Source organism: Candidatus Palauibacter australiensis (genome assembly GCA_026705295.1).
Lineage (GTDB): Bacteria > Gemmatimonadota > Gemmatimonadetes > Palauibacterales > Palauibacteraceae > Palauibacter > Palauibacter australiensis.
This window is the reverse complement of the sequence record JAPPBA010000165.1, coordinates 1-25,290: the sequence shown is the minus strand read 5'-3', so window position 1 is coordinate 25,290 and position 25,290 is coordinate 1. Positions and strand designations below refer to the sequence as shown.

The 25,290-nt window shown below is 71.1% G+C and carries 22 protein-coding genes; 10 read left to right on the top strand and 12 right to left on the bottom strand.

Going from position 1 to position 25,290, the window contains the following annotated elements:
* Nucleotides 1–642: NAD-dependent epimerase/dehydratase family protein (locus OXN85_13765; protein MCY3601028.1), on the bottom strand; the 642-nt coding region annotated here is incomplete at its 3' end.
* Nucleotides 643–799: 157 nt separating this feature from the next.
* Here OXN85_13765 and OXN85_13760 point away from each other — a divergent pair.
* The 3 genes from OXN85_13760 (at nucleotide 800) to OXN85_13750 (ending at nucleotide 4,650) form a co-directional block, all read left to right on the top strand.
* The gene (locus OXN85_13760) at nucleotides 800–1,177 is read left to right on the top strand and encodes a DUF2281 domain-containing protein (GenBank protein MCY3601027.1); all 378 of its coding nucleotides are present in this window, start codon (nucleotides 800–802) and stop codon (nucleotides 1,175–1,177) included.
* A gap of 99 nt (nucleotides 1,178–1,276) precedes the next feature.
* The gene (guaB, locus tag OXN85_13755) at nucleotides 1,277–2,743 is read left to right on the top strand and encodes an IMP dehydrogenase (protein MCY3601026.1); all 1,467 of its coding nucleotides are present in this window, start codon (nucleotides 1,277–1,279) and stop codon (nucleotides 2,741–2,743) included.
* 230 nt (nucleotides 2,744–2,973) lie between these two features.
* The gene (locus tag OXN85_13750; protein ID MCY3601025.1) at nucleotides 2,974–4,650 is read left to right on the top strand and encodes a LysM peptidoglycan-binding domain-containing protein; all 1,677 of its coding nucleotides are present in this window, start codon (nucleotides 2,974–2,976) and stop codon (nucleotides 4,648–4,650) included.
* Here the strand turns inward: OXN85_13750 and OXN85_13745 are convergent.
* The 11 genes from OXN85_13745 to OXN85_13695 are packed head-to-tail and all read right to left on the bottom strand — an operon-like array spanning nucleotide 4,540 to nucleotide 19,123.
* The gene (locus OXN85_13745) at nucleotides 4,540–5,997 is read right to left on the bottom strand and encodes a nucleotide sugar dehydrogenase (GenBank protein ID MCY3601024.1); all 1,458 of its coding nucleotides are present in this window, start codon (nucleotides 5,995–5,997) and stop codon (nucleotides 4,540–4,542) included. The two genes, OXN85_13750 and OXN85_13745, sit on opposite strands and share 111 nt — an antisense overlap.
* 34 nt (nucleotides 5,998–6,031) lie before the next feature.
* Complete coding sequence (moaC, locus tag OXN85_13740; GenBank protein MCY3601023.1) at nucleotides 6,032–6,514, bottom strand: cyclic pyranopterin monophosphate synthase MoaC; 483 nt, start codon at nucleotides 6,512–6,514, stop codon at nucleotides 6,032–6,034.
* Between the two features lie 14 nt (nucleotides 6,515–6,528).
* Nucleotides 6,529–7,764, bottom strand: a complete 1,236-nt coding sequence (locus OXN85_13735) for a hypothetical protein (protein MCY3601022.1) — start codon at nucleotides 7,762–7,764, stop codon at nucleotides 6,529–6,531.
* Complete coding sequence (locus OXN85_13730) at nucleotides 7,743–8,966, bottom strand: peptidoglycan DD-metalloendopeptidase family protein (protein MCY3601021.1); 1,224 nt, start codon at nucleotides 8,964–8,966, stop codon at nucleotides 7,743–7,745. Before OXN85_13730 ends, OXN85_13735 begins: the two co-directional genes overlap by 22 nt.
* Nucleotides 8,953–9,819 carry a permease-like cell division protein FtsX gene (locus OXN85_13725; GenBank protein MCY3601020.1) on the bottom strand — a complete coding sequence of 289 codons (867 nt, stop codon included), beginning with the start codon at nucleotides 9,817–9,819 and terminating at the stop codon, nucleotides 8,953–8,955. Before OXN85_13725 ends, OXN85_13730 begins: the two co-directional genes overlap by 14 nt.
* Before the next feature lie 5 nt (nucleotides 9,820–9,824).
* On the bottom strand, nucleotides 9,825–10,493 hold the full coding sequence (locus OXN85_13720) for an ATP-binding cassette domain-containing protein (protein MCY3601019.1): 669 nt from the start codon (nucleotides 10,491–10,493) through the stop codon (nucleotides 9,825–9,827).
* Nucleotides 10,490–11,446, bottom strand: coding sequence for a 4-hydroxythreonine-4-phosphate dehydrogenase PdxA (locus OXN85_13715; GenBank protein MCY3601018.1), 957 nt, complete (start codon nucleotides 11,444–11,446; stop codon nucleotides 10,490–10,492). The genes OXN85_13720 and OXN85_13715 overlap by 4 nt, the downstream gene beginning before the upstream one ends.
* A 5-nt stretch (nucleotides 11,447–11,451) precedes the next feature.
* Nucleotides 11,452–12,852, bottom strand: coding sequence for a peptidylprolyl isomerase (locus tag OXN85_13710; GenBank protein ID MCY3601017.1), 1,401 nt, complete (start codon nucleotides 12,850–12,852; stop codon nucleotides 11,452–11,454).
* 1 nt (nucleotide 12,853) lies between these two features.
* Nucleotides 12,854–16,153, bottom strand: a complete 3,300-nt coding sequence (mfd, locus tag OXN85_13705) for a transcription-repair coupling factor (protein ID MCY3601016.1) — start codon at nucleotides 16,151–16,153, stop codon at nucleotides 12,854–12,856.
* A 23-nt stretch (nucleotides 16,154–16,176) separates the two neighbouring features.
* Nucleotides 16,177–18,165: a BatA domain-containing protein gene (locus tag OXN85_13700; GenBank protein ID MCY3601015.1), complete on the bottom strand. Its 1,989-nt coding sequence runs from the start codon at nucleotides 18,163–18,165 to the stop codon at nucleotides 16,177–16,179.
* A 16-nt stretch (nucleotides 18,166–18,181) separates the two neighbouring features.
* Nucleotides 18,182–19,123, bottom strand: coding sequence for a DUF58 domain-containing protein (locus tag OXN85_13695; protein MCY3601014.1), 942 nt, complete (start codon nucleotides 19,121–19,123; stop codon nucleotides 18,182–18,184).
* Between the two features lie 85 nt (nucleotides 19,124–19,208).
* Between OXN85_13695 and OXN85_13690 the strand changes: the two genes are divergently transcribed.
* The 7 genes from OXN85_13690 to OXN85_13660 form a co-directional block, all read left to right on the top strand.
* On the top strand, nucleotides 19,209–20,768 hold the full coding sequence (locus OXN85_13690) for a M28 family peptidase (GenBank protein ID MCY3601013.1): 1,560 nt from the start codon (nucleotides 19,209–19,211) through the stop codon (nucleotides 20,766–20,768).
* 5 nt (nucleotides 20,769–20,773) lie between these two features.
* Complete coding sequence (locus tag OXN85_13685; GenBank protein ID MCY3601012.1) at nucleotides 20,774–21,310, top strand: YtxH domain-containing protein; 537 nt, start codon at nucleotides 20,774–20,776, stop codon at nucleotides 21,308–21,310.
* A 3-nt stretch (nucleotides 21,311–21,313) separates the two neighbouring features.
* The gene (gene smpB / locus OXN85_13680; protein MCY3601011.1) at nucleotides 21,314–21,787 is read left to right on the top strand and encodes an SsrA-binding protein SmpB; all 474 of its coding nucleotides are present in this window, start codon (nucleotides 21,314–21,316) and stop codon (nucleotides 21,785–21,787) included.
* Nucleotides 21,777–23,045, top strand: a complete 1,269-nt coding sequence (locus OXN85_13675) for an N-acetylmuramoyl-L-alanine amidase (GenBank protein ID MCY3601010.1) — start codon at nucleotides 21,777–21,779, stop codon at nucleotides 23,043–23,045. Before smpB ends, OXN85_13675 begins: the two co-directional genes overlap by 11 nt.
* A complete protein-coding gene (locus OXN85_13670; protein MCY3601009.1) occupies nucleotides 23,039–23,851 on the top strand; it encodes a dihydroorotate dehydrogenase electron transfer subunit in 813 nt (270 codons plus the stop codon). Before OXN85_13675 ends, OXN85_13670 begins: the two co-directional genes overlap by 7 nt.
* Entirely contained in the window at nucleotides 23,797–24,813 is a 1,017-nt protein-coding gene (locus OXN85_13665; GenBank protein ID MCY3601008.1) for a dihydroorotate dehydrogenase, read from the top strand. Before OXN85_13670 ends, OXN85_13665 begins: the two co-directional genes overlap by 55 nt.
* Nucleotides 24,813–25,290 (top strand): phosphotransferase enzyme family protein (locus OXN85_13660; GenBank protein MCY3601007.1); only part of this gene is annotated, 478 nt, incomplete at its 3' end. The genes OXN85_13665 and OXN85_13660, both read left to right, overlap by 1 nt.

The window sequence follows — 25,290 nt, the reverse complement described above, 5'->3', positions numbered from 1 at the left end:
CGTCCAGCGCGGTATGACGGCGGCGTACGGTCCGTCGGGATCCTGCCTCCTGCCGAAGACGTTGAAATAACGGAGTCCGACGATCTCGAGGTTGTAGCTGCGGCGGTACATCTCCGCGTACAACTCGTTGACGCGTTTCGTGGCCGCATACGGAGATGCCGGGTTCCCGATGCGGGCTTCCACTTTGGGCAAGTAGGGCGAATCCCCGTACACCGAACTCGAAGAGGCGTAGACGAGGCGCGAGACGCCGGCGTCGCGGGCCGCGTCCAGCACGTTGATGAACCCCTCGACATTGCGGGCATACGCCTCCTGCGGCTCCTTCACGGATCGGGGTACCGAACCCAGCGCGGCCTGGTGCAGCACGATGTCGACATCGCGGCACGCCTCGACTGCGGTGTCCGCCTCGACCACGTCCCGCTCCACGAACCGGCAGCGGTCCGCGGGGGCGCCCGAGGCGGCCACGGCCTCGTCGATATTGCGGCGGTGTCCGGTCGAGAGGTCGTCGAGCGCCACAACCTCCTGTCCCAGCGTCAGGAGCCGCTCGACGAGGTGGGATCCGATGAAACCGGCGCCCCCCGTGACCAGCCATCGTCGAGGGGCCGCCGCGAGTTCTTCGCAGGCGAGATCATAGGCGGTTTTCACGCGCAACATGTTATGCTTGAGGCGGCGGACGGCGGAACCCCTCGCATCGCTGCGCCCGCTGCGTACTTGAAACCTGCCCCGGGTCGGGCGGAGTATGAGGGGGACCGGCGAAGGCACGCCGGGCGGGTGTGGGCGACCGCGGAGTCGGAAAGGCACCATGGCCGAAGAAGGCATGAACGAGATCCTGAGGAAGAAGATCTGGAGGAAGCTCCAGGCTCTCCCCGAGGACAAGCAGTACGAGGTCGTCGATTTCATCGACTATCTCGCGTCGAAGTACGCCTCCCGGCCGGCGTCCGGCGCGGACCCGTTCCAGCACTTCGCCGAGTCCGTCCACCGGGGGCTGCGGAGGACGCGGGCTTCGACGACCGCGGTCAAGGGAACGATGAAAGTGCTCGGCGCGGCCGACCGCGTGATCGACTCGTTCCGCGAAGCCGGGCGCGGATTCCTCGCCGAACTCGAAGCGGGCAACCCGGAACCGGAACCCCGGGAGGACCGCCCTCCGCCCGAAACGCGCGAGATCGTCGTCGACCCGTAGCAGTCCGTGGCAAACCCCCGCTACGTTCGAGCGGCGCTGCGGCGATCGCAGTGCGGGCCGCTCGTTTGACGTCGCGCGGGCCGTCGCCTACGATGGCGCATGGAAGCTCCCACGCCGCGCTCCAGCCGCGAAGCGCTCACCTTTGACGACGTTCTGCTCGCTCCCGGGCATGCGCTTGTCCATCCGGCGGATGTCGATGTCTCCACCCGCCTGACTCAACGCATCCGACTCCAGATTCCGCTGCTCTCGGCCGCCATGGACACGGTGACGGAGTACCGCATGGCCATCGCTCTCGCGCGCGAGGGCGGGATCGGCATCATCCACAAGAACATGTCGGTCGAAGCCCAGGCCCAGCAGGTCGACCGGGTGAAGCGGTCCGAGAGCGGAATGATTCTGAACCCCGTCACGCTCGGGCCCGACGCCACGCTGGGCGAAGCCCGCAGACGAATGAGAGAGTTCTCGATCAGCGGTGTCCCGATCGTGGGAGACGACGGCGCGCTTGTCGGGATTCTGACCAACCGCGACCTCGTGTTCGAAACGGACCTCTCGCGGCCGGTGCGGGACGTGATGACGAGCGAGAATCTCGTGACCGCGCCCACCGGGACTTCGCTCGAGGAAGCCGAGGAGATTCTCCGCCGCCACAAGATCGAAAAACTCCCCGTCGTGGGAGAGGACGGGCGGCTCGCCGGGCTCATCACGGTCAAGGACATCTTCAAGCGGCGGCAGTTTCCCCACGCGACGAAGGATGGCCACGGGCGGCTCCGGGTGGGAGCGGCCGTAGGGGCGAGCCGGAACGAACTCGGGCGGGCGCGGGAACTCGCGAAGGCCGGAGCGGACGTTATCGTCGTCGACACCGCGCACGGACACTCGGAGGGCGTCCTCGACGCCGTCTCCCGGGTCCGGGAGGCGCTGCCCGACATCGACCTCATCGCCGGCAATGTCGCGACCCGCGAAGGGGCGGCGGCGCTCGTCGAGCGGGGTGTGGATGCGGTCAAGGTCGGCGTGGGGCCGGGGTCCATCTGCACGACGCGCGTCGTCACGGGTGTCGGCGTACCCCAGGTCACGGCGATCGAGGACAGCGTGGCGGGGGCGGAGGGGCGCGTGCCGGTGATCGGTGACGGCGGCATCAAGTATTCCGGCGACCTCGTGAAGGCGATCGCGGCGGGGGCGGAGACGTGCATGCTCGGGTCGATGTTCGCGGGCACCGACGAGAGCCCCGGGGAGACCTTCCTCCTCGAGGGCCGGCGGTTCAAGGTGATCCGCGGCATGGGCTCGCTCGCGGCCATGCAGGCCGGCTCGGCGGACCGGTACTTCCAGGAGGGATCGGCCGCCCAGAAGCTGGTCCCCGAGGGGATCGAAGGCCGGGTGCCCTACAAGGGGCCGGTCTCGGACACCGTGTTCCAACTCGTCGGCGGACTTCGCAGCGGCATGGGCTATTGCGGCGCCGCCACCATCGACGAACTTCGCCGGGATGCCCACTTCCTCCGCATCACTTCCGGCGGACTTCGCGAGTCCCATCCGCACGACGTCGTGATCACGCGCGAAGCCCCCAACTACCACGTCTAGCGCTGGACGTGGCGTCCAACGCCGGATCCAACTCGACACCGCACATCCGGTTCGGTACCATATATTCGCGTGTTTTCCGGTCCTGCTTCCGGAGTGACGCTCTGGCGGGGTGGAGGGGCCTGGGAGGTAGCAAGTACCGAAGTCGTGGTGCCGAGGGGGGATTTTAGCGTCCGATGACCAATCGATCGTCAGGAACCCACTCTCGCGCGCGTCGTCACTGGGCCGGTGCGGTGCTCGCCGCACTCGTGCTGCACGGCTGCGCGTTCACACAGCGCACCCTCGATAACGGCCCGGTCCCGGAGTCCGCCAACGTCGAGCCGGGGGCGCTCGAGGCCGGCAGGGCGGACCCGTCCGAAGCGACCCCGGAATCGGGAGACGCTCCCGCGTCGGCGTCGGCTCCAGCGCCCGACGACGAGTTGATGCCGGAGGACCCGGTCGTGCCGGATCCGGTCGACGAAGCGGACGCCGGGCCGACCGAGGCGGAGATCGACCGAGCCGTCCGCGAGATGCTCGGCGGCGATCCGATGGGGCTGGTCCACGAAGGGGAGGATCCGCGCGTCTTCAAGCTCGAGATGAACGAGCGCGTCCGATCGTGGGTCCACTACTTCCAGACCGTCATCGGCGAACGCTTCGCGACCTACCTCGGCCGCAAGACGCGCTACGAGCCCATGATTCGCCGGAAGCTGCGCGAGGCGGGGCTGCCGCAGGACCTCATCTACCTGTCGCTCATCGAGAGCGGGATGAACCCGAACGCCTACAGCCGCGCGAGCGCGGTGGGCCTGTGGCAGTTCATCGCGGGTACGGGGCGCCAGTACGGCCTCGAGATATCCTACTGGATCGACGAACGGAGAGACCCGGAGAAGGCGACGGACGCCGCGCTCCGGCACCTCAAGGACCTGTACGAGGAGTTCGGTTCCTGGTACCTCGCGGCGGCGGCCTACAACGGAGGGCCGAACCGGGTTCGCCGCGGGCTTCGCACCGTGCCCGGCGCGACCTTCTGGGATCTCGCCGACCGCCGTCTGCTGCGGCGCGAGACGCGGGACTACGTGCCGAAGATCATCGCGGCGGCCCTGATCGGACACGATCCCGCGCGCTACGGGTTCCCGGATCCTGAACGGGAGACGATCCCGGAGTACGCGAAGGTGCGCGTACCCGACGCGACGAGCTTCGATGTCCTCGCCGAGGCCGCCGGGACCGACGAGGAGACGATCAACCTCCTCAACGCCGAGTTCCCGCGCGACGTGACCCCGCCGCACCGGGAGGTCGAGGTTCGGGTCCCGGTCGAGGGGGCAGCCCGGTTCGCGGCGCGGTATGCCGCCGTGCCGGCCGATGAGCGGGTGACCTGGACGTTCCACACGGTCCAGCGCGGACACACGCTGGGGTGGATCGGACAGCAGTACGGGGTGTCGGTGGCGGCGTTGCGCGCGGCGAACGGCAACCTGAACCCGCGCCGCCTGCAGATCGGCCAGGAACTCGTGATTCCCCGGTCCGCGCGGGCCTCCGGCGCATCGATTGCGCAGAGTTCGAATGCCCGTCCGGTCACCGCGCGCACGAATGCCGAGGGGACGACCGTCGTCACCGTGCAGCGCGGGCAGACGCTCGACGTAATCGCGCAGCGATACGGTGTTTCGGTGGCGGCGCTGCGGGCCGCGAACGGCAACGTGAATCCGCGCCGCCTGCAGATCGGACAGGAGCTGCTGGTTCCGCGAGCCGGTAGGCCGGCCGGGGCGGGGTCCGCCGGGTCCGCGAGCGGCGGTGGCGGGCCTGTGACGATCGTGGTCCGGCCGGGCGACTCGCTATGGCTGATCGCCCGCCGACATGCGGTGTCGACGCGCGAGCTTATCGAGTGGAATCGCCTCTCCTCGACCCGGATCCACCCCGGCGATCGGCTTCAGATCCGGCGCTGAGCCGTCGCGCGGCGGGCCGGAGAGCGGATAGAGGACCGCGCCGCCCGACTCCCCGGGTTCGCCGGCCCCCTTCGGCAGTCCGTTACGCGTATCGACGATGATCGGCGCCTTCTCTAGCACGAGACCGTAGTCCACGTGCGGGTGATCCGTGATGACGACCGTCGCGTGGCTCGCTGCGAGCGACTCCGCCGTCAGCGGCTGCGATTCGAGATCGCCGCCCTCAAGCGCCAGCCGCGGTACGAACGGATCATGGTATGAGACCTCGGAGCCCTGCCGGCGCAGAAGTTCGATGACATCGAGCGCCGGACTCTCGCGGACATCGCCGACGCCCGGCTTGTAGGCGACGCCCAGCAGGAGGACGCGGCTGCCGTTCAGCGGCAGTCGATGCCGGTTGAGCGCCTGCGCGACGCGGTCCACGACGTAGCGCGGCATCTCCGCGTTGACCTCGGCGGCGAGTTCGATGAAGCGGGTCCGGTACTGGAGCGTCCGCATCTTCCAGGCGAGGTACTGCGGGTCGATCGGGAGGCAGTGGCCGCCCAGGCCGGGGCCGGGCGTGAAACGCATGAAGCCGTACGGCTTCGTCGCCGCGGCCTCGACGGCCTCGCCGATGTCGATCCCCAGACGGTCCGCGATCACCGCCATCTCGTTCACGAGACCGATGTTCACCGCGCGGAAGGTGTTCTCCAGCAGCTTCGTGAGTTCGGCGACCTCGGGCGACGAAACGCTCACGACCTCGTCGATGACCCGTTCGTAGAGACCGGCGGCGAGTTCGCGGCACGAGGCGGTCAGTCCGCCCACGACCTTCGCCGTGTTCGTGAACGTGTAGGTGGGATTGCCCGGGTCGACGCGCTCGGGGCTGAAGGCGAGGAAAAACTCCTCCCCCGCCGTAAGTCCGCCCTGTTCGAGTTCCGGCTGCAGGAGTTCCCGGGTCGTCCCCGGCCAGGTGGTCGACTCGAGGATGATGAGCTGGCCGGGCCGGAGACCGTCCCGGATGTGCCCGAGCGCGTCCAGAATGTGGGAAACGTCGGGGTCCCCGGTCTTCCCGAGCGGCGTGGGAACGCAGATGATGACGGCGTCCATCTCCCCGAGCCGGCCAAAGTCCGTGGTCGCATCGAGGAGGCCGCGCTCGACGACGGCGGCGACGGCCCGCGCCGGGACATCGCCGATGTGGGAGGCGCCCCGCCTCACCCGCCGCACGACACGCTCGTCGATGTCGAACCCCAGCGTCCGGAAGCCGGCGCCGGAGAACGCCGTGACGACGGGAAGGCCGACGTAGCCGAGCCCGAGCACGCCCACCCGGGCCGCACCCGACTCGATCTTGTTCCGGAGCGCCTCTCTGTGGTTCACCCAGTCCTCCGTATCCGCGTCCCCCGCAGCCGCGTCACTTCGCTTCCGCCGTCCAGGCGCCCGATCGTCCGCCGCGCTTCTCGAGGAGTCGAATCGGCCCCAGCGCCATGCCCCGGTCGATCGCCTTGCACATGTCGTACAGGGCGAGCAGACCGGCCGCGACGCCGGCCATCGCCTCCATCTCGACGCCCGTGCGCCACTCCGCCGAGGCCCGCACGCTGAGCCGGTAGGCGGGCGGCGTCTCCTCGGCTTCGAGGTCGACATCGACCGCGTCGAGAGGGATCGGATGGCAGAGCGGAACAAGCGTGGACGCCGTCTTGGCCCCCTGGATCGCCGCGAGACGGGCCACGGCGAGCGCTTCGCCCTTCTCGATCTCGCCCCCCCGGATGGCGTCGAGCGTCGCGCGGCGCATTCGGATCCGGCCCTCGGCCACGGCCACGCGCCGCGTGAGCGGTTTCTCGCCCACGTCGACCATTCGCACCCGCCCTTCCGAATCCAGATGTGTGAGTCCGTCCACGAAGCTGCCTCCCGTCACAGACTTCTCAGTACCCCCGCAAACTGCGGTGTTCCCGCCGTTCGGCCAGTGGAGCGGCCGGCGAAGGCCGCGCTCATCTCCTCGAGCAGGAGGGCCGTCGTCGCCTGCGGATTCAGGTTGCGGCCCACCCCTTCCACCGCCGCATCCACGGCCGCGAGGGCTTCGAGGACCGCTGCTTCCGCGGGGGCTCCGGCCGCTCCGCGGGCGCCCCCGCTTCCCGCTCCGCCGGACGTTCTCGCGCGGTCCGGATCGAGGGCCGCGTCGGCGGCCCCCGCGGCGACGCAGAGCATGTCCCGCAGGCGGATGCGCAGCGCCTCGAGCGCCGGCTCCAATTCCCCTCGGGCGCCACGGGCGGAGAAACGGGATGCGGCGCGATAGCGCGCCTGCGGCGTGCCGTCGAGGGCGGCGGCAAGCAGACCGTCCGCGGTGGCCTCGGATTCGCCGGCTTCGGCGTCGACGAGCCTGCGGGCCCGGTAGACGGCGCCACCGGCCCGCCTTGCCACGCCCCGCGCCCGGTCGTCGTCGCGAACGCCGAGGCGTTCCGCCACGTAGGCCGCTACGCGCTCGGTCGGCAGCGGCGCGATGCGGAGCGGCACCGTGCGGGAGCGGATCGTCGGCAGAAGGGCGTCCGGACGGCCGCTCGTGAGCACGATGTACGCGAAGGGCGGCGGTTCCTCCAGGAGTTTGAGAAAGGCGTTCGCCGCTTCGGGACTGGCGCTCTGCGGCACCATCCGTTCCGCATCCTCGATGACGAACACCGACCTGCCCGCCATCGACGGACGCCGGGACGCCTGGTTCCGGATGTTTTCCACGGCGGCCACATAGAGCCCCGTGACCGCGTCCGGGTCCAGACGCGCGTGGAGATCCTCCCGCAGGAGCGCGAGACGCTCGTGGCGCTGGGCCTCGATGGCCTCTCTCAGCTTGGCCCGCGAGGCGGCACGCTTGGGGCGCGGCATCGGGAAGTGGAGGTGGATGTCCGGGTGTTCCAGCCGCGCGGCCATGCGACAGCTCCGACAATCTTCGCACGGTCCATTCCCGGTCTCGGCGGCCTCGCACTGGAGCGCGCGCGCGAGCCACAGGGCCAGCGAACGCTTGCCGACGCCCTCCGGGCCGTGGACGAGGAGCGACTGCGGCAGCCTCCGGCCCGCGACGGCGCCTGCCAGGCGCCGCAGGAGGTCCTCCTGCCCCCAGGGACGCTGGCGCTCGCCGTTCACGGCCGGCCCCGCAGCCACCGGACGGGGTCCACCGCGCGGGGCCCCACCGCCCCCGGTTCGTAGATCTGGAACTCGATGTGCGGCCGGGTGGCGTCCCCGCCCACATGCCCGATCGGCTGTCCCTCGCCGACCGGCTGTCCCTCTCGGACCGTGACGTCGCGGAGCTTCTGATAGGACGAGTAGAAACCGCCTCCGTGGTCGAGGATCACCGTCTGTCCCGAGGCGCGTGCCGCCACAGAGGCGACGGTGCCGCGGTCCACGGCGTTCACGGGCGTGCCGCGCGGGGCCGCGATCCCGATCCCTTCGCGCGGGATCGTCGTGCGCCCTTCCCGCTCGGGCCCGAAGCGCCACAGGATCTCTCCCTCGACCGGCCAGGCGAGGCGTCCGAGATCCCCGGTCGTCAGCGACGAGACCGACGCGGCGCCGGCCTCCCGTTCCGCCGAGCGGCGTCGTTCTTCCAGGCCACCGATGAGCGCGCGCAGCTCGGCCTCCTCCGTCGCCAGGCGGGCCAGCGTCGACTGCGCCTCGTCGCGGCGGTCCTCGAAGCGGCTCAACCGTTCCTGCCGCTGCCCCTCCAGCCTCTCCAGCTCGTCGTACTCCCGGAGATTCTCCGTCCGTACGCCTGCGATGCGGTCGCTCTCCCGGCTCAACCCGCCGCGCTGGTCCGCGAGGCTGCCCTCGAGTTCCCTCACGTCCTCCAGGAGCATGCGGTCGAAGACCGCGACATCGCGGAGGTACCGGTAGCGATTGAGCAGGTCCGAGAACGACCCCGAGGAGAGCAGCACCTCGACGGTGCGGAGGGGGCCGCGCTTATAGATGTCGCGGAGCCGCGCCCGCAGCACGACTCGGCGCGCCGTGAGTTCGTCGCGCGTGAGCAGCATCTCGCGCGTCATGACCGTGAGCCGGTCGGAGAGTGCGAGCAGTTGAACGTCGAACTCGGCCAGCAGACTCGCCGAGGCGTCGATCTGGCGTTCGATGTTCACGAGTTCGGCCGAGTCGCCGCTGACCTGGCCGGCGATCCCCGCGAGTTCGCGGCGCAGCCGCTGCCGTTCTTCGCGAATGAGTTCCAGCCGCGCCTGGCTCTCGTCGAGGCGGCGCCGCACGTCGGGCGACTCCTGCGCGATCGCGGGAGCCGGCGCGGTCCACGCGTGGATCGTCGCGACGGCGACGCTCACGGCCGCAACGACCCGCGCCGTCCACGCGCGGCTACGAGGGGCCATACACCCGTCCCACCTCACGGTGCACGGAGAAGGCGGCAGCGAGCAGGCCGAGAGCGGCGGCGGCGGCGACCCCCGCCGCGGTCCAGAGGTGCGGGAGCCACGCGAGAGATTCGACGGCCGCGAAACGCGCGGGGAAGACGAGGTACGCGAGTCGCGTGACGCCGAGCGCGAGCAGCCCGCCCGCAAGCCCGGTGACCGCGCCTTCGAGGAGGAAGGGCCGCTGGATGTAGCCTTCCCGCGCGCCCACGATCTGCATGATCTCGATCTCTTCGCCGCGCGCGAGGACGGCCATGCGCACCGTCGTGACGATGAGGAGCACGGCGACCAGCGCGAACCCGCCGCCCAGGGCGAGGGCGATCCCCGCCGCCGCGCTCCGCAGGGCGAAGAGCCGCTCCACCCACTCCTCCCCGAAGCGCGCCTCCTCGATGAACGGATACGCCGCGAGCGTGCCCGCGGTCTCCGCCACCGTCTCCGGCGTGCGGAACCCCTCCCGCAGTCGGAGGTGAAGCGAAGCGGGAAGGGGATTCACGCGCAGTTCCCCGTAGACGTTCGAGAATTCGACGAGATCGCGCCGCGCCCGCTCCAGCGCCTCGTCCTTCGAGACGTAGCGCACCGACTCCACCGCCGGAAGCACCTCCAACTCCTGCCGGGCCGCCCGCACCTCTTCCGGGCCCGCGTCGTCGAGCAGGTAGCCGACGACCTCCACGCGGCGTTCCACGTCGCCGATCGCCCCGCCGACATTGTGCGCAACGAGCCCGAAGAGACCGAGGATCACGAGGCTGAGCCCCACCGCTCCGATGGAGAGGGCGCACAGCAGAGGCGTGCGCCGGAAGCCTGCGAGCGCCTCCCGCATGGCTCTCACGCGGCGGAGTCCCCAACGAGTCGTCCTCCTTGCAGCTCCAGTCGGCGAATCTCGCCATGCCCGCTGACGAAGTCCGCGTCATGCGTGGCCATGAGCACGGCCGTCCCGAGGCAGTTCAGCATCCGGAACAACTCGAACACCCCCGCCGCGGCGTCGGGATCGAGGTTGCCCGTGGGTTCGTCCGCGAGGAGGATCCGCGGTTCCGTAGCGAGGGCGCGCGCCACCGCCACGCGCTGACGCTCCCCGCCCGACAGTTCCGACGGTCTCGAGCTGCCGCGGGCGGCGAGACCGACCTGACTCAGCAGCCGCTGGACGCGCCCCGCGATCTCGCGCCGCGGCGTCCCGATGACCTCGAGCGCAAAGGCCACGTTCTCCGCGGCGGTCAGCCGTCCCAGCAGCTTGAAGTCCTGAAACACGAACCCCACCCGTCGCCGCAGCGCCGGGATGTCCCGGCGGCGGACCCGTCTCGAATTGTAGCGCGAGACCTGAACCTCGCCTTCGCTCGGCCGGATCTGAAAGTGGATCAGTTCGAGCACCGTCGACTTGCCGGCCCCCGACGGTCCCGTGAGGAAGGCGAACTCCCCCTTCCGGAGACGGAACGAAACCCCCCGCAGCGCGTCTCCCGAGCGCGGGTAGGCTTTCGAGACCTCCCTCAGCGAGATCATGTCGCGACGGCCCGCGCCGCGCAGAAGCGGGCGCAGAGGTCGATCGCGGCCCGCATCGCGCCCGGATCCGCGACCCCGCGGCCCGCGATGTCCATCGCCGTGCCGTGATCCGGCGACGTGCGCGGGAAGGGAAGCCCGGCCGTCACGTTCACGCCCTCGTTCATCGCGATCGTCTTCAGCACCGCGAGGCCCACGTCGTGGTAGGGCGTCACGACGAGGTCCGCCTCTCCGGAGAGCGCCTTCAGGAAGACGGTGTCCCCGGGGAAGACGCCGAGGATGTCCAGCGCGGGGTCGGCGGCGAGCCGGGCGAGCGCCGGCGCGAACACCTCGATCTCCTCGTCGCCGAACAGTCCCCCTTCGCCCGCGTGCGGATTGAGCCCCGCGAAGGCGAGGCGGGGCCGTTCGATCCCCCACCACGCGCGCAGGGCTTCGATCGCGATCCCGGATCTGCGCACGAAGAGGTCCGTGTCGAGCACGGAGGGTACGTCGCGCAGGGGAAGATGCGCGGTGAGGAGCGCGAGGCGCAGGGATCCGCCGAGGGGTGTGCGCTCGGCGGACATCATCATCGTGACCTCGCGCGCCCCGGCCAACTCCTGGAGGAACTCCGTATGCCCCGGGTGCGCGTACCCCGCGGCCCGCAGGGCGGCCTTGCTGATCGGAGCCGTGACGATCCCGTCGATCTTCCCCGTCCGCGCCATCGCGACGGCTCGTTCGATGGCCCTCGCCGAGAGCAGGCCCGCGAGCCTCTCGCCGCCCGCGGGGTCCCAGTCTCCCACCGTCTCCCGGGGCACCGCATCCAGCCGGTCCTCCACCTCGCCGAGCGACCGCGGCCCCACGAGGACCGCTTCGATCCCGTCCGCGACAGAGAACGAGGAGAGCGCCGCCGCGGTCACCTCCGGCCCGATCCCGCGCGGATCCCCCAGCGTGATCCCGAGGCGCGGCATGTGGGTCATCCTCCTCAGAATCTCACATCGATGTACGTGTTGAAACGCACCTCTTGGAGGATGATGTCGATCTGCTTGCGGGTACGGAGGCTCTGCCGGATCTGGTCCCGCACATCGTTGAGTTCGATCGGGCCTTCGGGACGGAACGACAGGACGTGGACGAGCCCGAACTCGGTCGGGCCGCCGCGTTCTATCGGCAGCGGCCCGTACACCGTGCCGGGCGTCGGGGCGGTGAGTCCGGATTCGGCGCCCCCGCCCGTGAACTGGCTGACCAGGCTCGCGAGCGAGACGTCGTCGAAGCGGATCGCCTCGTCGGCCACCCGTCCGCGGAACACGACCACGAGCCGTTCCGGGTCGGCGCCGGCCCGCAGGCTGTCCGCGACCTGGATCGCGAGCGTGCGGGCCTCCTCGACGTCTTCCTCCGTGATATCGGGGCGCAGGAGGATGTGACGCAGATAGCGCTCCGCCCCCCGCTGGCGCTCGATCTTGATGAAGTGGAGCCCGAACTGCGTCTGCACCGGACCCACCGTCTGGCCGGGGCGTGCCCCCCAGGCGGCGTCGCCGAACGGTTTCACGAGCAGTTCGCGGCTCATCCAGCCCAGCTCGCCGCCCTGTTCCCTGGTGCCGTCGTCGTCGGAGTGGCGGCGGGCGAGGACCGAGAACTCCTCCTCGTTCGCGAAATCGTTCTGCACCCGGATCGTGCGCGCCAGGACGCTGTCCCGGGCCGCGCCGCTCGGATTCGGCGTGACCACGAGCCGGTTGAAGGAGACGAGCGCGGGGCGCGGTGGCTGGTTCTGCGCGAACTCCTCGAAGGCGGCTTCGACCTCTTCCTCGCTCACGATGACCGGCGGCAGGTCGTCGCGCTGCTCGAGTTCGAACCGATAGGCCTGGCGCATTCCCTCGGCCTGAGCCTGGGAGCGGAGCATCTGGCGGAACTGGAGCATGTTCATGCCCGTCTCTTCCACCGCCAGCATCATCTCGTCCTCGGAGGAGAACCGCGATCGCCTCTCCGCGAAAATCTCGTCCGCCATCTGCGTCACGCGATCCTCGGGCACCGTGACCCCCGCGTTCCTCGCCTGCTGCAGGTAAATGAGGTCGTCAATCATCGCCTCGAGTACGTCGTCGGCGAAGGTTTTCCAGCGCTCCGAACCCTCGGGCGGGATCCGGGCGCCGGCACCCTGCAACTGGTAGAGCGTGATCTGCAGATCGGACAGGAGGATCGCGGTGTCGCCCACCACGGCCACGATCCGGTCCAGCGTCTCCACGCCGGAGGGGAACCCGGTCGCCTCCACGGTGTCGGGCGCCGCCGGTTCGTTCTCCTGCAGTGCGGCGAGCGGCGCGCTGAGGGCGAGCGCCGCGGCGAGCAGGCAGGCCCCGGCCCGGAAGGCTTTCATTCCACGATTGATGTCGATCACGCTAGACTCCTCCGGCGGCCGCCGGAACTCTGGTCTCCTTCGCCTCCGTGCGCCCCGGCGCCGCCAAGAGGCCCAGGGCTTCCACCAGCATCGGCAGGAGGGGCTCGGTTCCCGCCCGGCGCAGGACCAACGATAACGGTTCCAGCCGCCGCACTTCAACGTGCAACTGCCGGTCCGCGAGCGCATTCGTGAGCAGCCTGAGCCGCGGCGAGGCCGTCGCTTCGAACGAGATTCGGGCATCGTCGTCGGAGGCCCGGATCCAGTCCGCGCCGATCGCCGCCCCGAGAATCCGGAGTTCCGCCGCCGCGACGAGACGCGCCGCGGGGGACGGAAGGCGGCCGAAGCGATCCTCGAGTTCCGCGCGGAACGCCTTCACCTCCTCCCACTTCGTGAGACGCGAGAGTCGGCGATAGAGATGCATCTTCACCGGAGACCCGGCGACGTAGTCGTCGGGGAGGAACGATTCTCCATCCACGGAGACCCGGGCGCGCGGCGTGGGGTCCGAGGATTCTCCCCTCAATCGCCGAAGCGTGCTCTCGACGAGCCGCTGCCACGTCTCGATCCCCACGGCGGTGGCGAAGCCGCTCTGCTCGCCGCCCAGGAGGTTCCCCGCCCCCCGCAACTCGAGGTCCTTGAGCGCCACCTCGTATCCGGACCCCAGTTCCGTGTGGTGCTCGAGCACGCGCAGCCGCTCGGCCGCATCCGTGGCCACATCGGAGGGGACGACGAGATAGCAGTAGGCGCGCCGGTGGGAGCGGCCGACCCGCCCCCGCAACTGGTAGAGCTGGGCGAGGCCGAAGTTGTGGGCCCGGTGCACGATCATCGTGTTCGCGGACGGGACGTCGAGCCCGTTCTCGATAATGGACGTGCAGATGAGGAGGTCGATCTCGCCGCGGACGAAGCGGTGCATGACGTCCTCGAGTTCGCGCTCCGGCATCTGGCCGTGCGCGATGGCGGCGCGCGCCTCGGGGATCAGCCTTTCCACGCGGCTCGCGGCGGCGTGGATCGTCTCGACGCGGTCGTGAACGAAGAACACCTGGCCGCCGCGGTCGAACTCGCGCCGCAGGGCCTCCTCCAGGATCCCGTCATCCCAGGACAGCACGTGCGTGATGATCGGCATGCGGTTCCGCGGCGGCGTGCGGATCGTGGAGAGGTCGCGCAGCCCGCCGAGCGCCAGGTGAAGCGTCCGGGGGATCGGGGTCGCCGTGAGGGTGAGGACATCCACGGTCTCGCGGACCTCCTTGAGCCGCTCCTTCTGGCGGACGCCGAATCGCTGTTCCTCGTCTACGATGAGGAGGCCCAGGTCGCGGAATCCGACGTCGCGCGAGAGGAGCCGGTGCGTGCCGATGACGATGTCGACGGTCCCGGCTTCGAGCCCCGCGATGACCTCGCGCTGCTCACGCGGGGTGCGGAAGCGCGACAACCCCTCCACGTGCAGGGGGAAGCCCGCGAGGCGCTCGCGGAAGGTGGCGAGGTGCTGGTCCGCGAGGATCGTGGTCGGGGCGAGGACTGCGACCTGCGCGCCGTCCTGCACGGCCTTGAACGCCGCGCGGATCGCGACCTCCGTCTTCCCGAAGCCGACGTCCCCGCACACGAGGCGGTCCATCGGGACCGGCGCCTCGAGATCGCGCCGCACGGCCTCCCAGGCGCTGAGTTGATCCGGCGTCTCATCGTAGAGGAAGGCGGATTCCATCTCCCGCTGCCAGGCGGTCTCGGCCGGGAAGGCGCGTCCGGGCGACATCTTGCGCCGCGCGTAGAGTTGGAGGAGTTCGACCGCCGTGGCCTCGATCGCCGCGACGGTCCGGTTCCGGAGCTGTTTCCACTTCCGCCGGCCCAGCTTGTGGACTGCGGGCGGCCGGGCGTCGGAACCCGCGGCGCTCCACCGCTCGATGAGGTCCAGCCGATAGTGCGGGAGTCGCAGGATTTCGCCGTCGGCGTAGCGGATCTCCATCGTCTCGATCGTCTCGCCGCGCACTTCGACGCGCTCCAGGCCCATGTAGCGGCCGATCCCGTGCTCCATGTGAACCACGTAGTCGCCGGGTTCGATGGCCGCGATGGATTCGATGGTGGCGGCGCCGCGCAGCCGGACGCGGTGGCGGCGATACCGGCGCCGGAACACCTCGTGATCCGTGAGGACGAGCAGGGTGCCGGGGACGCCGACCCTGAACCCGCCGCTGAGCGATCCGATGGCGAGCGCGACTTCGCGGGCGAGCGCCGCGCCTCCGCGTTCGGTGAGGATCTCCTCCAGCCGCTCGACTTGACCGTCGTTGTCGCAGAAGACGACGAGTCGTTCGCCGCGGGCCCGCGCCGTGCCGATCTCGGCCACGAGCCGCTTCATGTCGCGGTCTATGGAAGGCGGAGGCTCGACCGGAAGCCGAATCGCGGCCGGCGGCGCCTGCTCCGGTTCCGTGAATTCGAGGAGGCGGAACGCGGCGAGCCGCTGCTCCGCCTCGGAAGGCGGGAGGACGAGGCACTCGGCCGGCTCCGCGCCGGCGCCGACGCGCTTCCTCGCGTCCCGGACCTCGGCCCACAGGCGCTGGCGGGCCCGGACGCCTCCTTCCGGGTCGAGGATCAGCGCGAGCGCCGTCGGAGGAAGCGTCTCGAGGAGGGCGCGCCGCTCCACGTCGCCCGGCGCTTCCGAGCCGCGCAGCGCGATCGGAAGGACCTCCACGCTCTCCCTGGTCTCGGTCGAACGCTGGGTGAGCGCGTCGAAGCGGCGCACCGACTCCACCTCGTCGCCCCAGAGTTCGATCCGCAGCGGCGCCGGATGCCCGAACGGGAACAGGTCCACGATCCCGCCGCGGATCGCATAGTCCCCGACTTCACGGACGGTGTGGGTGCGGCCGAATCCCATCTCCTCCAGGCGGCGGCCGAGTTCGGCCAGGGGGTGCGCGGCCCCCCGCCGGATCGTGAGGGCGAGGCTCGTCCCGCGGCCGACGGGGATCGGCGCCCGCTCGGCGAGCGCCCGGGCCGTCGTCGTAAGGATGCGGCAGCGTCCGCCGAGCAGCGCCCCCATCGCGTCCACGCGCTGGGCCTCGATCTCGATGTGAGGGTCCGCATCCTCGTACGGGAGGGCCTCTCGCTGCGGATAGCAGCGGGCGCCGCCCGCCCCGAGCGTGCGGAGATCCTCGAAGAGCGCCTCGGCCCGCTCGGGCGTTTCCGCGACGAGGACGATGGGTGCACCGACCGCCAGATCGTCGAGCGCGAGCGCAAGCGCGGCGGATCCCGCGCCCGGGAGCGGGTGGAGGAACGCACGGGCGCCACGCCGCGGGAGCGCCTCCGGGATTCCGGCGGCTCGCACGGTTTGGAGGAACGACGTTCGAATCAGTTCGACGCGCCCGATGTCGCCTCGCTCCCTTCGCCGTCCGCGCTCGGGCGGCGCGACCGGCCCGGCGTCGCCAGGTACAGTTCGATCCCGATCAGCGCGAGCGCCAACGCGATCAACCACGGGGCCATGTCCCGGCCCCGCCGCGCTCGAAAGATACCGTCTTCCCAGGCGCTCGCGTCGGGGCCCGCCGTGAATACCGGCCGGCCGGCGAACAGTTCCTCCAGTTCGCGCCGCCCCATCGGCGTCGGGTCGGCCTCCTCCTCCGGCACGTTCGCCGCGAAGTGCGTTTCCGCGCTCGCCCCGTCGCTCCCGGTACCGCGGACCGCATACACTCCCGCCCTGAGCGGCGTGAACCGCGCTCCGCCCTCCACGCCACGCACCGTCCCGTCGGGGGATTCGACCTCGCTCGCCCACTCCGGGAGGGTCAGCGGGCGTCCCGCGCCAAAGTCGGCGAAGGGCCACGTGGCCAGGTGCGACCAGTGCACGAGGAGCGCTTCGAGGAAGGGGACCATGGCGGGATGCGCGGGGAGGTCGCTGGCCGTGGCGGAGAGCGGCGAGGCGAGGACCAACGCCATCCGGTCCTCCGAATCCGTGCGGATGAGCCACGGTTCGCTGTCGTCGGTGCGCAGCAGCGTCGTGTCGGCGGCCGACCCGCCGCCGGTCGCACGAAGGAGGTAGCGCTGCCGAACCCGCACCCCCGAGAGCGAGAACGCGGCCTCCGGCTCCGCGAGTCCGAGGTCGCCCGGTCCCGCATCGACGCGCGCCTGCCAGGCGATCCCGACGGCCGCCAGCCCCTGGTTGAACGCCGCCAGATCCACCGGGTCCGCGGGCGGAACGAAGATGACGGTCTCCGCGCCCTCCCACGGCGCGCCGACGCTCGCATCCCCGTCCACGACCGCGACGGTCGCGTTTCCTCCCGCTCCCAGCCGACCCCCGTCTCGGAGCGTTTCGATCCCGAGTCCGACGAAGCCGTTCGCATCGCCGTGGAAGCGAACCGTGGGGGGAGGCACGACCCGGATCGCGAAGTAGCGCAGGTCATCGGCCCGCGCGCCGGCGGGGTCGACCTCCAGCCGTCCCTCGTGCAGCCCGGGCCCGAGTTCGGGGAGGCCGAGGACGGCGCTCGCTCCCCAGGGGGCCCGGGCCGCCCCGGCGAGCCGCCCGTCGAGTTCAAGCCGGATGTCGGCTTCCGCCACCTCGTCGTCCGGTGGATCCGGCCGCGTGGCCGGTCCGGTGCGCGTGCTGCGCACGATGACGCCGTGTCCCGTCCCCGACGGCGCGGTGGTGCCGCCGGTGAGTTCGACGTCGACGAGGGCGCCGTTCGGCTCGGCCGGCGGCCGCGGCGCGTAGGCCACGAGGGGGGCGGCGTCGCTTGCGGGCGTCGGGGCGGTCCGCCGGGCGGATGCCTGGAGGTCCGACAGCAACTGGATTTCGCGACGCCGGTTGCCGTCGGCGGGGAGCGCCGCGGCCGCCCGAGCCACGACGGCGGCCAGATCGGCCGCGCCGTCCGTCGGCCGGAGCTGCCCGAGGGCCGGCGCGGCCCGCCCCGCCGAGACGCCCGCCGCGAGCGGCTCCCCCACGGTGGGGAAGATCCACACGCGATCCTCCGGGCGGGCCGCAGCGAGCGCCGCCTGGGCCAGCTCCACGAGCGACTCGAACAGGATGCGATCCCCGTCCAGCCGTCCGACGCTCGCCGAGTTGTCCACGATGAGCGCGAGATCCGTCGGCTCGTGGTCGTGGGCGCCGCCCCGCCCGATGAGCGGGCCCGCCGCGGCAAGCGCGAGTGCGATCAGGAGGCCGATCCGCACGGCGAGTAGCAGCAGGTCCGACGCCGCGAGCGACCTGGAGCGCGCGTCTTCCGCGCGGCTCAGGTAGCGGAGCGCGGGGAAGGACACGCGCCGGTCGGTCTGGCGCCGCCGCAGGTGGAGGATGAGCGGCACGACCACGCTCAGCCCGAGCGCCAGCGCCGAGAGGTAGAGGAAGCTCAAGCCATTCCGGCTCCCCTCACCCGCCGGCCCGCCTGCGCATGAACTGCCTCAGCGCGAGCCCGAGGGGAGTGTCCGTCGTGAGGAGCGCGTAGTCGGCCCCCCAGCGCAGCGCCTCCTTGCGCCAGCCATCGACCGCCGCCTCGACCGCCTCCCGGTACTGCCTGCGGAGCGCCGCGGAGTTGGCGCCAAGTTCCTCGCCCGTCTCGGGGTCGAAGAAGATCGCCTCCCCCTCCGCGGGAAGTTCCCGTTCGCCGGGGTCCATGATGTGGAACAGGATCACCTCGTGGCCGCGGTGCCGGAGATAGCGCAGGGACATCCGCGTCGTATCCGGGTCCACCAGCAGGTCGGAGATGAGCACGACGAGGCCTCGCCGCTGAAGCCGGCCGGCGATCTCCTTGAGCGCGGAGCCCGCATCCGTCCGGCCATCGGCGGAGAGGCGCGTGAGTTCGCCCAGCAGCCGGCGCCAGTGGCGGCGCGTGGTGCGCGGCGCCATGTGCGCCCGCAGCGCCTCATCGAAGGCGATGAGTCCGGTCGCGTCGCCCTGCTGCACGAGGAGCAGCGAAAGCGAGGCCGCGAGCAGCCGCGCGTAGGCGAGCTTGGTCGGAAAGCGTTCCTCGTCCGACACCCAGCCCATCGACCGGCTCACATCGACGAGGAGGTAGGCCCGCAGGTTCGTCTCCTCTTCGTATTGCTTGATGAAGAGGCGGTCCGTCCTCGCGTAGGCCTTCCAGTCCAGGTACCGGAGATCGTCACCGTGATTGTAGGGGCGATCCTCGGCGAACTCGGCGGAGAAGCCCCGCTTCGGCGAGTCGTGGAGCCCGATGAGGAACCCTTCGACGATGTGGCGGGCCACGAGTTCCAGGTGCGAGAGACCCACGATCTCGCGCGGACTCGCGAGGTCGAGGCGCTGCCGGGAAGCTTCGAGAGCGGGGGTGAGAGTTGCGGTGCCTTCGGTCATCGGAAAAGACTAGCTCCACGTGGCGGAGCCCCGCCACACGTCGCGGACCCGCCTTCGATCGAACGTCTCTCCGGGAAGGAAGCGAATGAAAAGGAAGCTGCCCCGAATCACGCCGACCCCGCCGGGCGCGCCGGCGGTTGCGATGTGGGTCCCGCTGCTCGTTCTCGCGGCCTCCCCCGCGGGAATTGCCGCGCAGGCCGAAGCCGGGGCCGGGGCGGCGACCATCACGGCGGCCGACCTGCGTCTCCGCATCGGCGCCCTGGCGCACGACTCGATGCGGGGCCGAGCGACGCCGAGCCCGGAACTGGACCAGGCGGCGCGGCACATCGCCCGCCGTTTCGAGGAGTTCGGCCTTCAGCCGGCGGACGGCGACAGCTATCTGCAGGAGTACCCGCTGACCGCTTCCCGAGCCGGCTCCCCCGAACGTCAACTGCTCGAGATCGACGGTCCGGGAGGCGGGGCGATCGACGTGTCCGAGATCCTCTCCGTGCCGGGCGGCCGAGGCGAGGCGGCCGGTCCGCTCGCGATCGTGACGCCCGGCGGCGTGGACCCGCCATCCGGCGCCGTCGCGGTCATGCCGATCGCGCCCGAGGACACGCGACGAGGCCTCGAAGCCGTCCGCGGCATCCTCGATGGTGGCGCGGTCGCCGTGCTGCTCGCGGTCGACGCGCCGGACGACTACTTCGACAGCATTCGGCGCTTCTATGAGCGGGAGCGGCTGTCCGTCGGCATGCCGGAGGAACTCGGCGCCCCGGTCGCGCTCGTCCGGACGCACGCGCTCCCCGAAACGCTGCGCGCGGCCCTCGCGTCCGGCGCCGCCGCGACGGCCTGGGAGGCGACGGTGCGCACGCACTCCGAATTCCGCGAGGAGCGAGCCTACAACACGATCGGCTGGATCGAGGGCTCGGACCCCGACCTCCGCGGCGAGTTCATCGTCTTCACGGCCCACATGGATCATGTGGGCGTGGGGCGGCCCGTTGACGGGGACTCCATCTACAACGGCGCCGACGACGATGCCTCGGGAACCGCTGCCATCATGGAACTCGCGCAGGCGTTCGCGTCGCTGGAAACGCCGCCGCGCCGCTCCCTCGTATTCATGACCGTGAGCGGGGAGGAGCGTGGACTCCTCGGCTCCGGGTGGTATGCGGAGAACCCGCTGTTCCCGCTCGGGGCGACGGTCGCCAACCTGAACATCGACATGATCGGACGGAACTGGCGCGACACCGTCGTGGCGATCGGGGCCGACGAATCGACGCTCGGCGCGACACTTCGGCGGACGCTGCGGGAGCACCCGGAACTCGGGCTCGAGGTGATCGACGACCCGTGGCCGGAGGAGAATTTCTATTTCCGCTCGGATCACTACAGTTTTGCGAGGAAGGGCGTACCCATTCTCTTCTTCTTCACGGGCACGCACGAGGACTATCACGGCCCCAACGACGAACCGGACCGGATTCTGTACGAGAAGACGGCGCGCATCACGCGCCTCATCTTTCACCTCGGGCAGCGCATCGCCGACGCCAACGAACGGCCCGAGTGGGACCCGGCCGCATACCGGCGGGTTGTAGAGGGTGTCGGCCGGGGGTCGTCGAGCCCCCAGGAGTCGCGGAGCCCCCGAAGGTCGCCAAGGGCGCCAGCAGGAGAGTGAGTGACATGTCGGAGCAGGATCAACAGCCGTACGTGATCGTGGAACGCCGGGCGTCCGGGGTCGTCGCCTTCTTCTGCGGCGCCCTCGTGGGTGCGGGCGTCGCGCTGCTCCTGGCGCCGAAATCCGGACGCGAAACGCAGGCCGACCTGCGCGAGGGGGCTCGCCGGCTGAAGGAGGGAACGGAGGAGCGGCTCACGGACCTCCGGGAAACGCTCGGGGACCGCTACGACCGCACGCGCGACGAAGTGGGAACGCGCGTGGGGGCCTTCCGCCGGAACGTCGCTGACCGCCAGAAGCAGGCGGGGGAGGCGATCAAGGCGGGAAAGGACGCGGCCCGGCAGGCCCGCTCCGATCTCGAGGCGCGTGTCGCCGAGTCCAAGGAGGCCTACCGCGCGGCGCTGGCGGAAGGCGAGGCTCCGGAGGAACCAGCCGCAGCCGGTTCCGGGGATGCATCGGGAGACGGAACCGGAGACGAGGCGGGCGATGCGCCGGAGGCCGCTGGGAGCGCGGGAGAAGCGGACGACGGGGCGTCCCGGGAGTGAGCCGTGGGCGATCGCGATGGAGTCCGGGTCATCGCCCGCAACAGGAAAGCTCGCCACGACTACGAGGTGCTCGAGCAGTTCGAGGCGGGGCTCGTGCTGCGGGGCGCGGAGGTGAAGTCGCTCCGCGACGGGAAGGCGAGCTTCGCGGACTCGTTCGGGCGGATCGACGGCGGGGAGGCGTGGCTCCATAATCTCCACATTCCTCCGTACGACAAGGCGACGATCGATGCCCCCGACCCGGTGCGCCGGCGAAAGCTCCTGCTCAGGAGACGGGAGATCGATCGTCTGCGCTCGAAGACGCGGGAGAGCGGGCTGACGCTCGTGCCGCTGGACATCCACTTTCGGCGCGGCTTCGCCAAGGTCACCCTGGGGCTGGCGCGGGGGAAGAAGCACCGGGACCGGCGGGAGGATCTGAAGAGGAAGACGATGCAGCGGGAGGCCGAGCGGGCGAAGAGAGAGGCGACGCGTGGCGGTTGACCGGGGGGCCGGCGGCCGGCGCGACCGGGTCGGCGCGGGCGGGCGGACCGCGGTTGCCGCCGTCGTCATCGCGCAGACCGTGCTTTCCGGGAGCCTGACGGGAATCGACGCACAGGCGCTCCCCGACACGGTACGGGCGGAGGTCTCGGGCCGTACCGTGAGTCTCCCCGTCTCCCGGCACCGGGCCTACCCCGCCGTGGACGCGGCGGAACTCGCGCTCGCCCTGGAGAGCGTCCTCGACGCCGTCACGCGGAACGGCGTCTTCCTCCGCGCCCGCCTCCGCGGCGAAGAGGTCGCGTTCGAGGCCGAATCTCCCTTCTTCCGGCACGGAGGGCGCACGGTGCAGCTCGCGAATCCGCCCTACGAGGAAGGCGGCGCCTTCTGGCTCCCGGCCGAGTTCGTCGCGCGGTGGGTGTCGGAGGGACCGCCGCCGGTCGCCGCCGGGTCCGAAGGGTCCGAAGGGTCCGGGGCGCCCGCCTCGTCGCCGGCGCCTCCGTCCTCCCCGCCGGCCGCCGACCCGCTGCCGGCCCGCGTCGACCCGGCGGCCCCGTGGCGCGTGATCATCGACCCGGGGCACGGGGGCCGGGACCCGGGAACGCTGGGCAGCGCGAGCTACGAGAAGGACATCGTGCTCGCGATCGCGAGGCGACTATCCGAGGAGCTTGAAGGGCGCGAGATGTTCGAGCCTCACATGACCCGGGACACGGACGTCTACGTAGACCTCGACGTGCGGTCCCAGTTCGCGGTGGACCGGGCCGGGGATCTCTTCGTCTCGATTCACGCCAACGCCGCGGGGGACGAGCGGGCGCGCGGGTTCGAGACCATCTTCCTCGGGCAGGCCCGCTCGGAGGAGGCGCGCGAGGTCGCGCTGCGGGAGAACCGGGGCCCGGAGGTGGATGAGGCGGCGGGTTCACCGTCCGACGTTCAGTTCATCCTCGCGGGACTGGACCGCACCGAGAATCTTGCGGAGTCGCGGCTCTTCGCCGGGTTCGTGCAGAACTCGATCCGAAGGGTCCGGCGTGGCGGGTCCCCCGACCGCGGCGTCATACAGGGTCCGTGGTGGGTCCTGCTCGGGGCGCTCGTGCGCATGCCGTCGGTGATCGTCGAAGTCGGTTTTCTCTCGAACGGAGAAGAGGAGCGCTACCTGAACGGGGCGGAGGGACAGGAAGCGATCGCGCGGGCGATCGCGGATGCGATCGTGGCGTACCGCGCGGACGTGCTGCGCCGGTACGCGCCCGCGCCGGAGCCGGGGTGCTGAGCGCCGGCGGCGATGTGGCGGTGGAGCGCGCCGTGCCCGTGAGCCGGCGGGCGGTGCTGCTCTCCACGCGCCTCGTGGCCCGCGATACCTGGTGGCAGGAGTTCGACTGCCCGGACATCGCGGCCGCCGCGCTCCCCGGGCAGTTCGTCATGCTCGGCGTCGGGCTCGACGCGCCGGGGGCCTGGCTCCTCCCGCGTCCGTTCAGCGTGGGCTGGACGGGCCCCGGCGGCGAGGTCGGCATCCTCCTGCGCGCCTACGGACAGGGCACCCGGGCGCTCGCGACGCTGGAAGTCGGGCAGACCGCCCTCCTCCTGGGTCCGCTGGGCCGCCCCTTCGACACGGAGGGCGCGGATGTCGAGTGCGTCGCGGGCGGCGTCGGCCTCGCCCCGTTCATCTTCCTCGCGGCGCGCGAGGCGGCGGCTGGACGGCGGGTGCGGCTTATCTACGGAGAGCGGGACGCCGAAGCCGTCTTCGACCCCGCGCTCATCGCCCGCCTCACGGATCACGACCCGGAGTTGTTCACCGAAGACGGGAGCGCCGGCCGGAAGGGCCTCGTGACCGCCGGCCTCGACCCGGCGTCGCGCGCGCTCCTCCTCGGCTGCGGTCCGACGCCGCTCCTGCGGGCGCTCGAGGCCTTCGCGCGGGAACACGGCCGCCGGCTCCAGGTCTCGGTGGAGGAGCACATGGGCTGCGGGATCGGGACCTGCCAGGGGTGCGTCGTGCGCGGGGCGGACGGCCGCTGGGTGAAGTCGTGCATCGAGGGCTCCGTCTTCCCGGCGGAGGAACTCGACTGGGGGGCGATCTGACCCCCGCGGCGTCGTCCCCGGGCCTCGTCCAGCGCGTGTTCGGGGCGGAGTTCCCGAGTCCCGTGCTCCTGGCCTCGGGCACGTGCGGCTACGGGCAGGAATACGCCGATCTCATCCCCCTCGACGAGATCGGAGGCCTGGTCACGAAGGCGGTGAGCCTCGAACCCCGCCCCGGGAACCCGCCGCACCGCGTCGCGGAGACGCCCGGCGGGATGATCAACGCGATCGGGCTCGAGAACCCCGGGCTGCACGGCTTCATCGCGGAGAAACTCCCCTGGCTGCGCGAGCACCTCCGCCGCGCGCACGTGTTCGTGAACGTCGTCGGGCACTCGGCGGAGGACTTCGCCGCCGTCGTGCGCGGACTCGACGGAGAAGACGGCTTCCTCGGGTACGAGATCAACGTCTCCTGCCCGAACGTGAAGGGCGGCACGATGTTCGGCACCGACGAGCGGGCGCTGGCCGACCTCGTGGTGCGCCTCCGCGGCTGCACCGAGCGGCCGCTCGTGATCAAGCTCACGCCCAACGTCCCCGACGTGGGCGACTTCGCCCGCATCTGCGAGGAGGCGGGCGCCGACGGTCTGAGCGCGATCAACACCTTCCCGGGGATGGTCGTCGACATCGGGCGGCGCGAACCGCTGATCGGCAACAAGTCCGGCGGCGTGAGCGGGCCCGCGATCCTCCCCATGGGCGTCTACGCGACGTGGCGCGCGCGGCAGACGTGCGGGCTTCCGATCATGGGAATCGGGGGCATCCGCAACGCCGATGACGCGTTGCAGTACATCCTCGCCGGCGCCTGTCTCGTGCAGATCGGGACGGCTTCGTTCGTCGATCCGGGCGCGGCGGTGGATGTCCACGAAGGGATCTCGAAATACCTGGAGGCAAACGGCGTCGCGCGCCTCGAGGATCTCGTGGGCGCGCTCCAGGCCCGGCCCGGCGCGGGTCCCGCGATTCCCGCCGGCTGATGATTCCCGGCAAGGCGCTGGTCGACCTCGCGTCGGCGCTCTTCATCGAGTGGCACGGCGAACCGCCGCGGGACATCCGGCCGGTCGCCGCGGACGGCTCCACCCGCAGCTACTGGCGTCTCACCGCGGGGGACGGGGCTTCCGCCATCGGCGCCCACGGGCCCGACCCGATGGAGAACCGGGCCTTCCTCTCCTACTCCCGTACGCTGCGCGAACTCGGACTGCCCGTGCCGGAGGTGTACGGAGCGGACGAGAAGTCCGGCGTGTGGCTCCTCGAGGATCTCGGCGACACGACCCTCTTCGATGCGATCAAGGAGGCGCGGGACCCGGGATCGGACGCCTTCCCCGACGCCGTCCTCCCCCTCTACCGGCAGGTGCTCGAGATCCTGCCGCGCTTCCAGGTCGAGGGAGGGAGGCGGATCGACTTCCGCCGGGCCTATCCCCGGGCGGCGTTCGACCGGCAGTCCATTCTCTGGT

Coding starts and splice junctions, on each gene's coding strand:
- OXN85_13720 (MCY3601019.1), bottom strand. CDS start 10,493: ATGATCTCGCTGAGGGAGGTCTCGAAAGCCTACCCGCGCTCGGGAGAC.
- OXN85_13725 (MCY3601020.1), bottom strand. CDS start 9,819: ATGCGGGAGGCGCTCGCAGGCTTCCGGCGCACGCCTCTGCTGTGCGCC.
- OXN85_13715 (MCY3601018.1), bottom strand. CDS start 11,446: ATGACCCACATGCCGCGCCTCGGGATCACGCTGGGGGATCCGCGCGGG.
- OXN85_13730 (MCY3601021.1), bottom strand. CDS start 8,966: ATGGCCCCTCGTAGCCGCGCGTGGACGGCGCGGGTCGTTGCGGCCGTG.
- guaB (MCY3601026.1), top strand. CDS start 1,277: ATGGAAGCTCCCACGCCGCGCTCCAGCCGCGAAGCGCTCACCTTTGAC.
- OXN85_13690 (MCY3601013.1), top strand. CDS start 19,209: ATGAAAAGGAAGCTGCCCCGAATCACGCCGACCCCGCCGGGCGCGCCG.
- OXN85_13760 (MCY3601027.1), top strand. CDS start 800: ATGGCCGAAGAAGGCATGAACGAGATCCTGAGGAAGAAGATCTGGAGG.
- OXN85_13695 (MCY3601014.1), bottom strand. CDS start 19,123: ATGACCGAAGGCACCGCAACTCTCACCCCCGCTCTCGAAGCTTCCCGG.
- OXN85_13685 (MCY3601012.1), top strand. CDS start 20,774: ATGTCGGAGCAGGATCAACAGCCGTACGTGATCGTGGAACGCCGGGCG.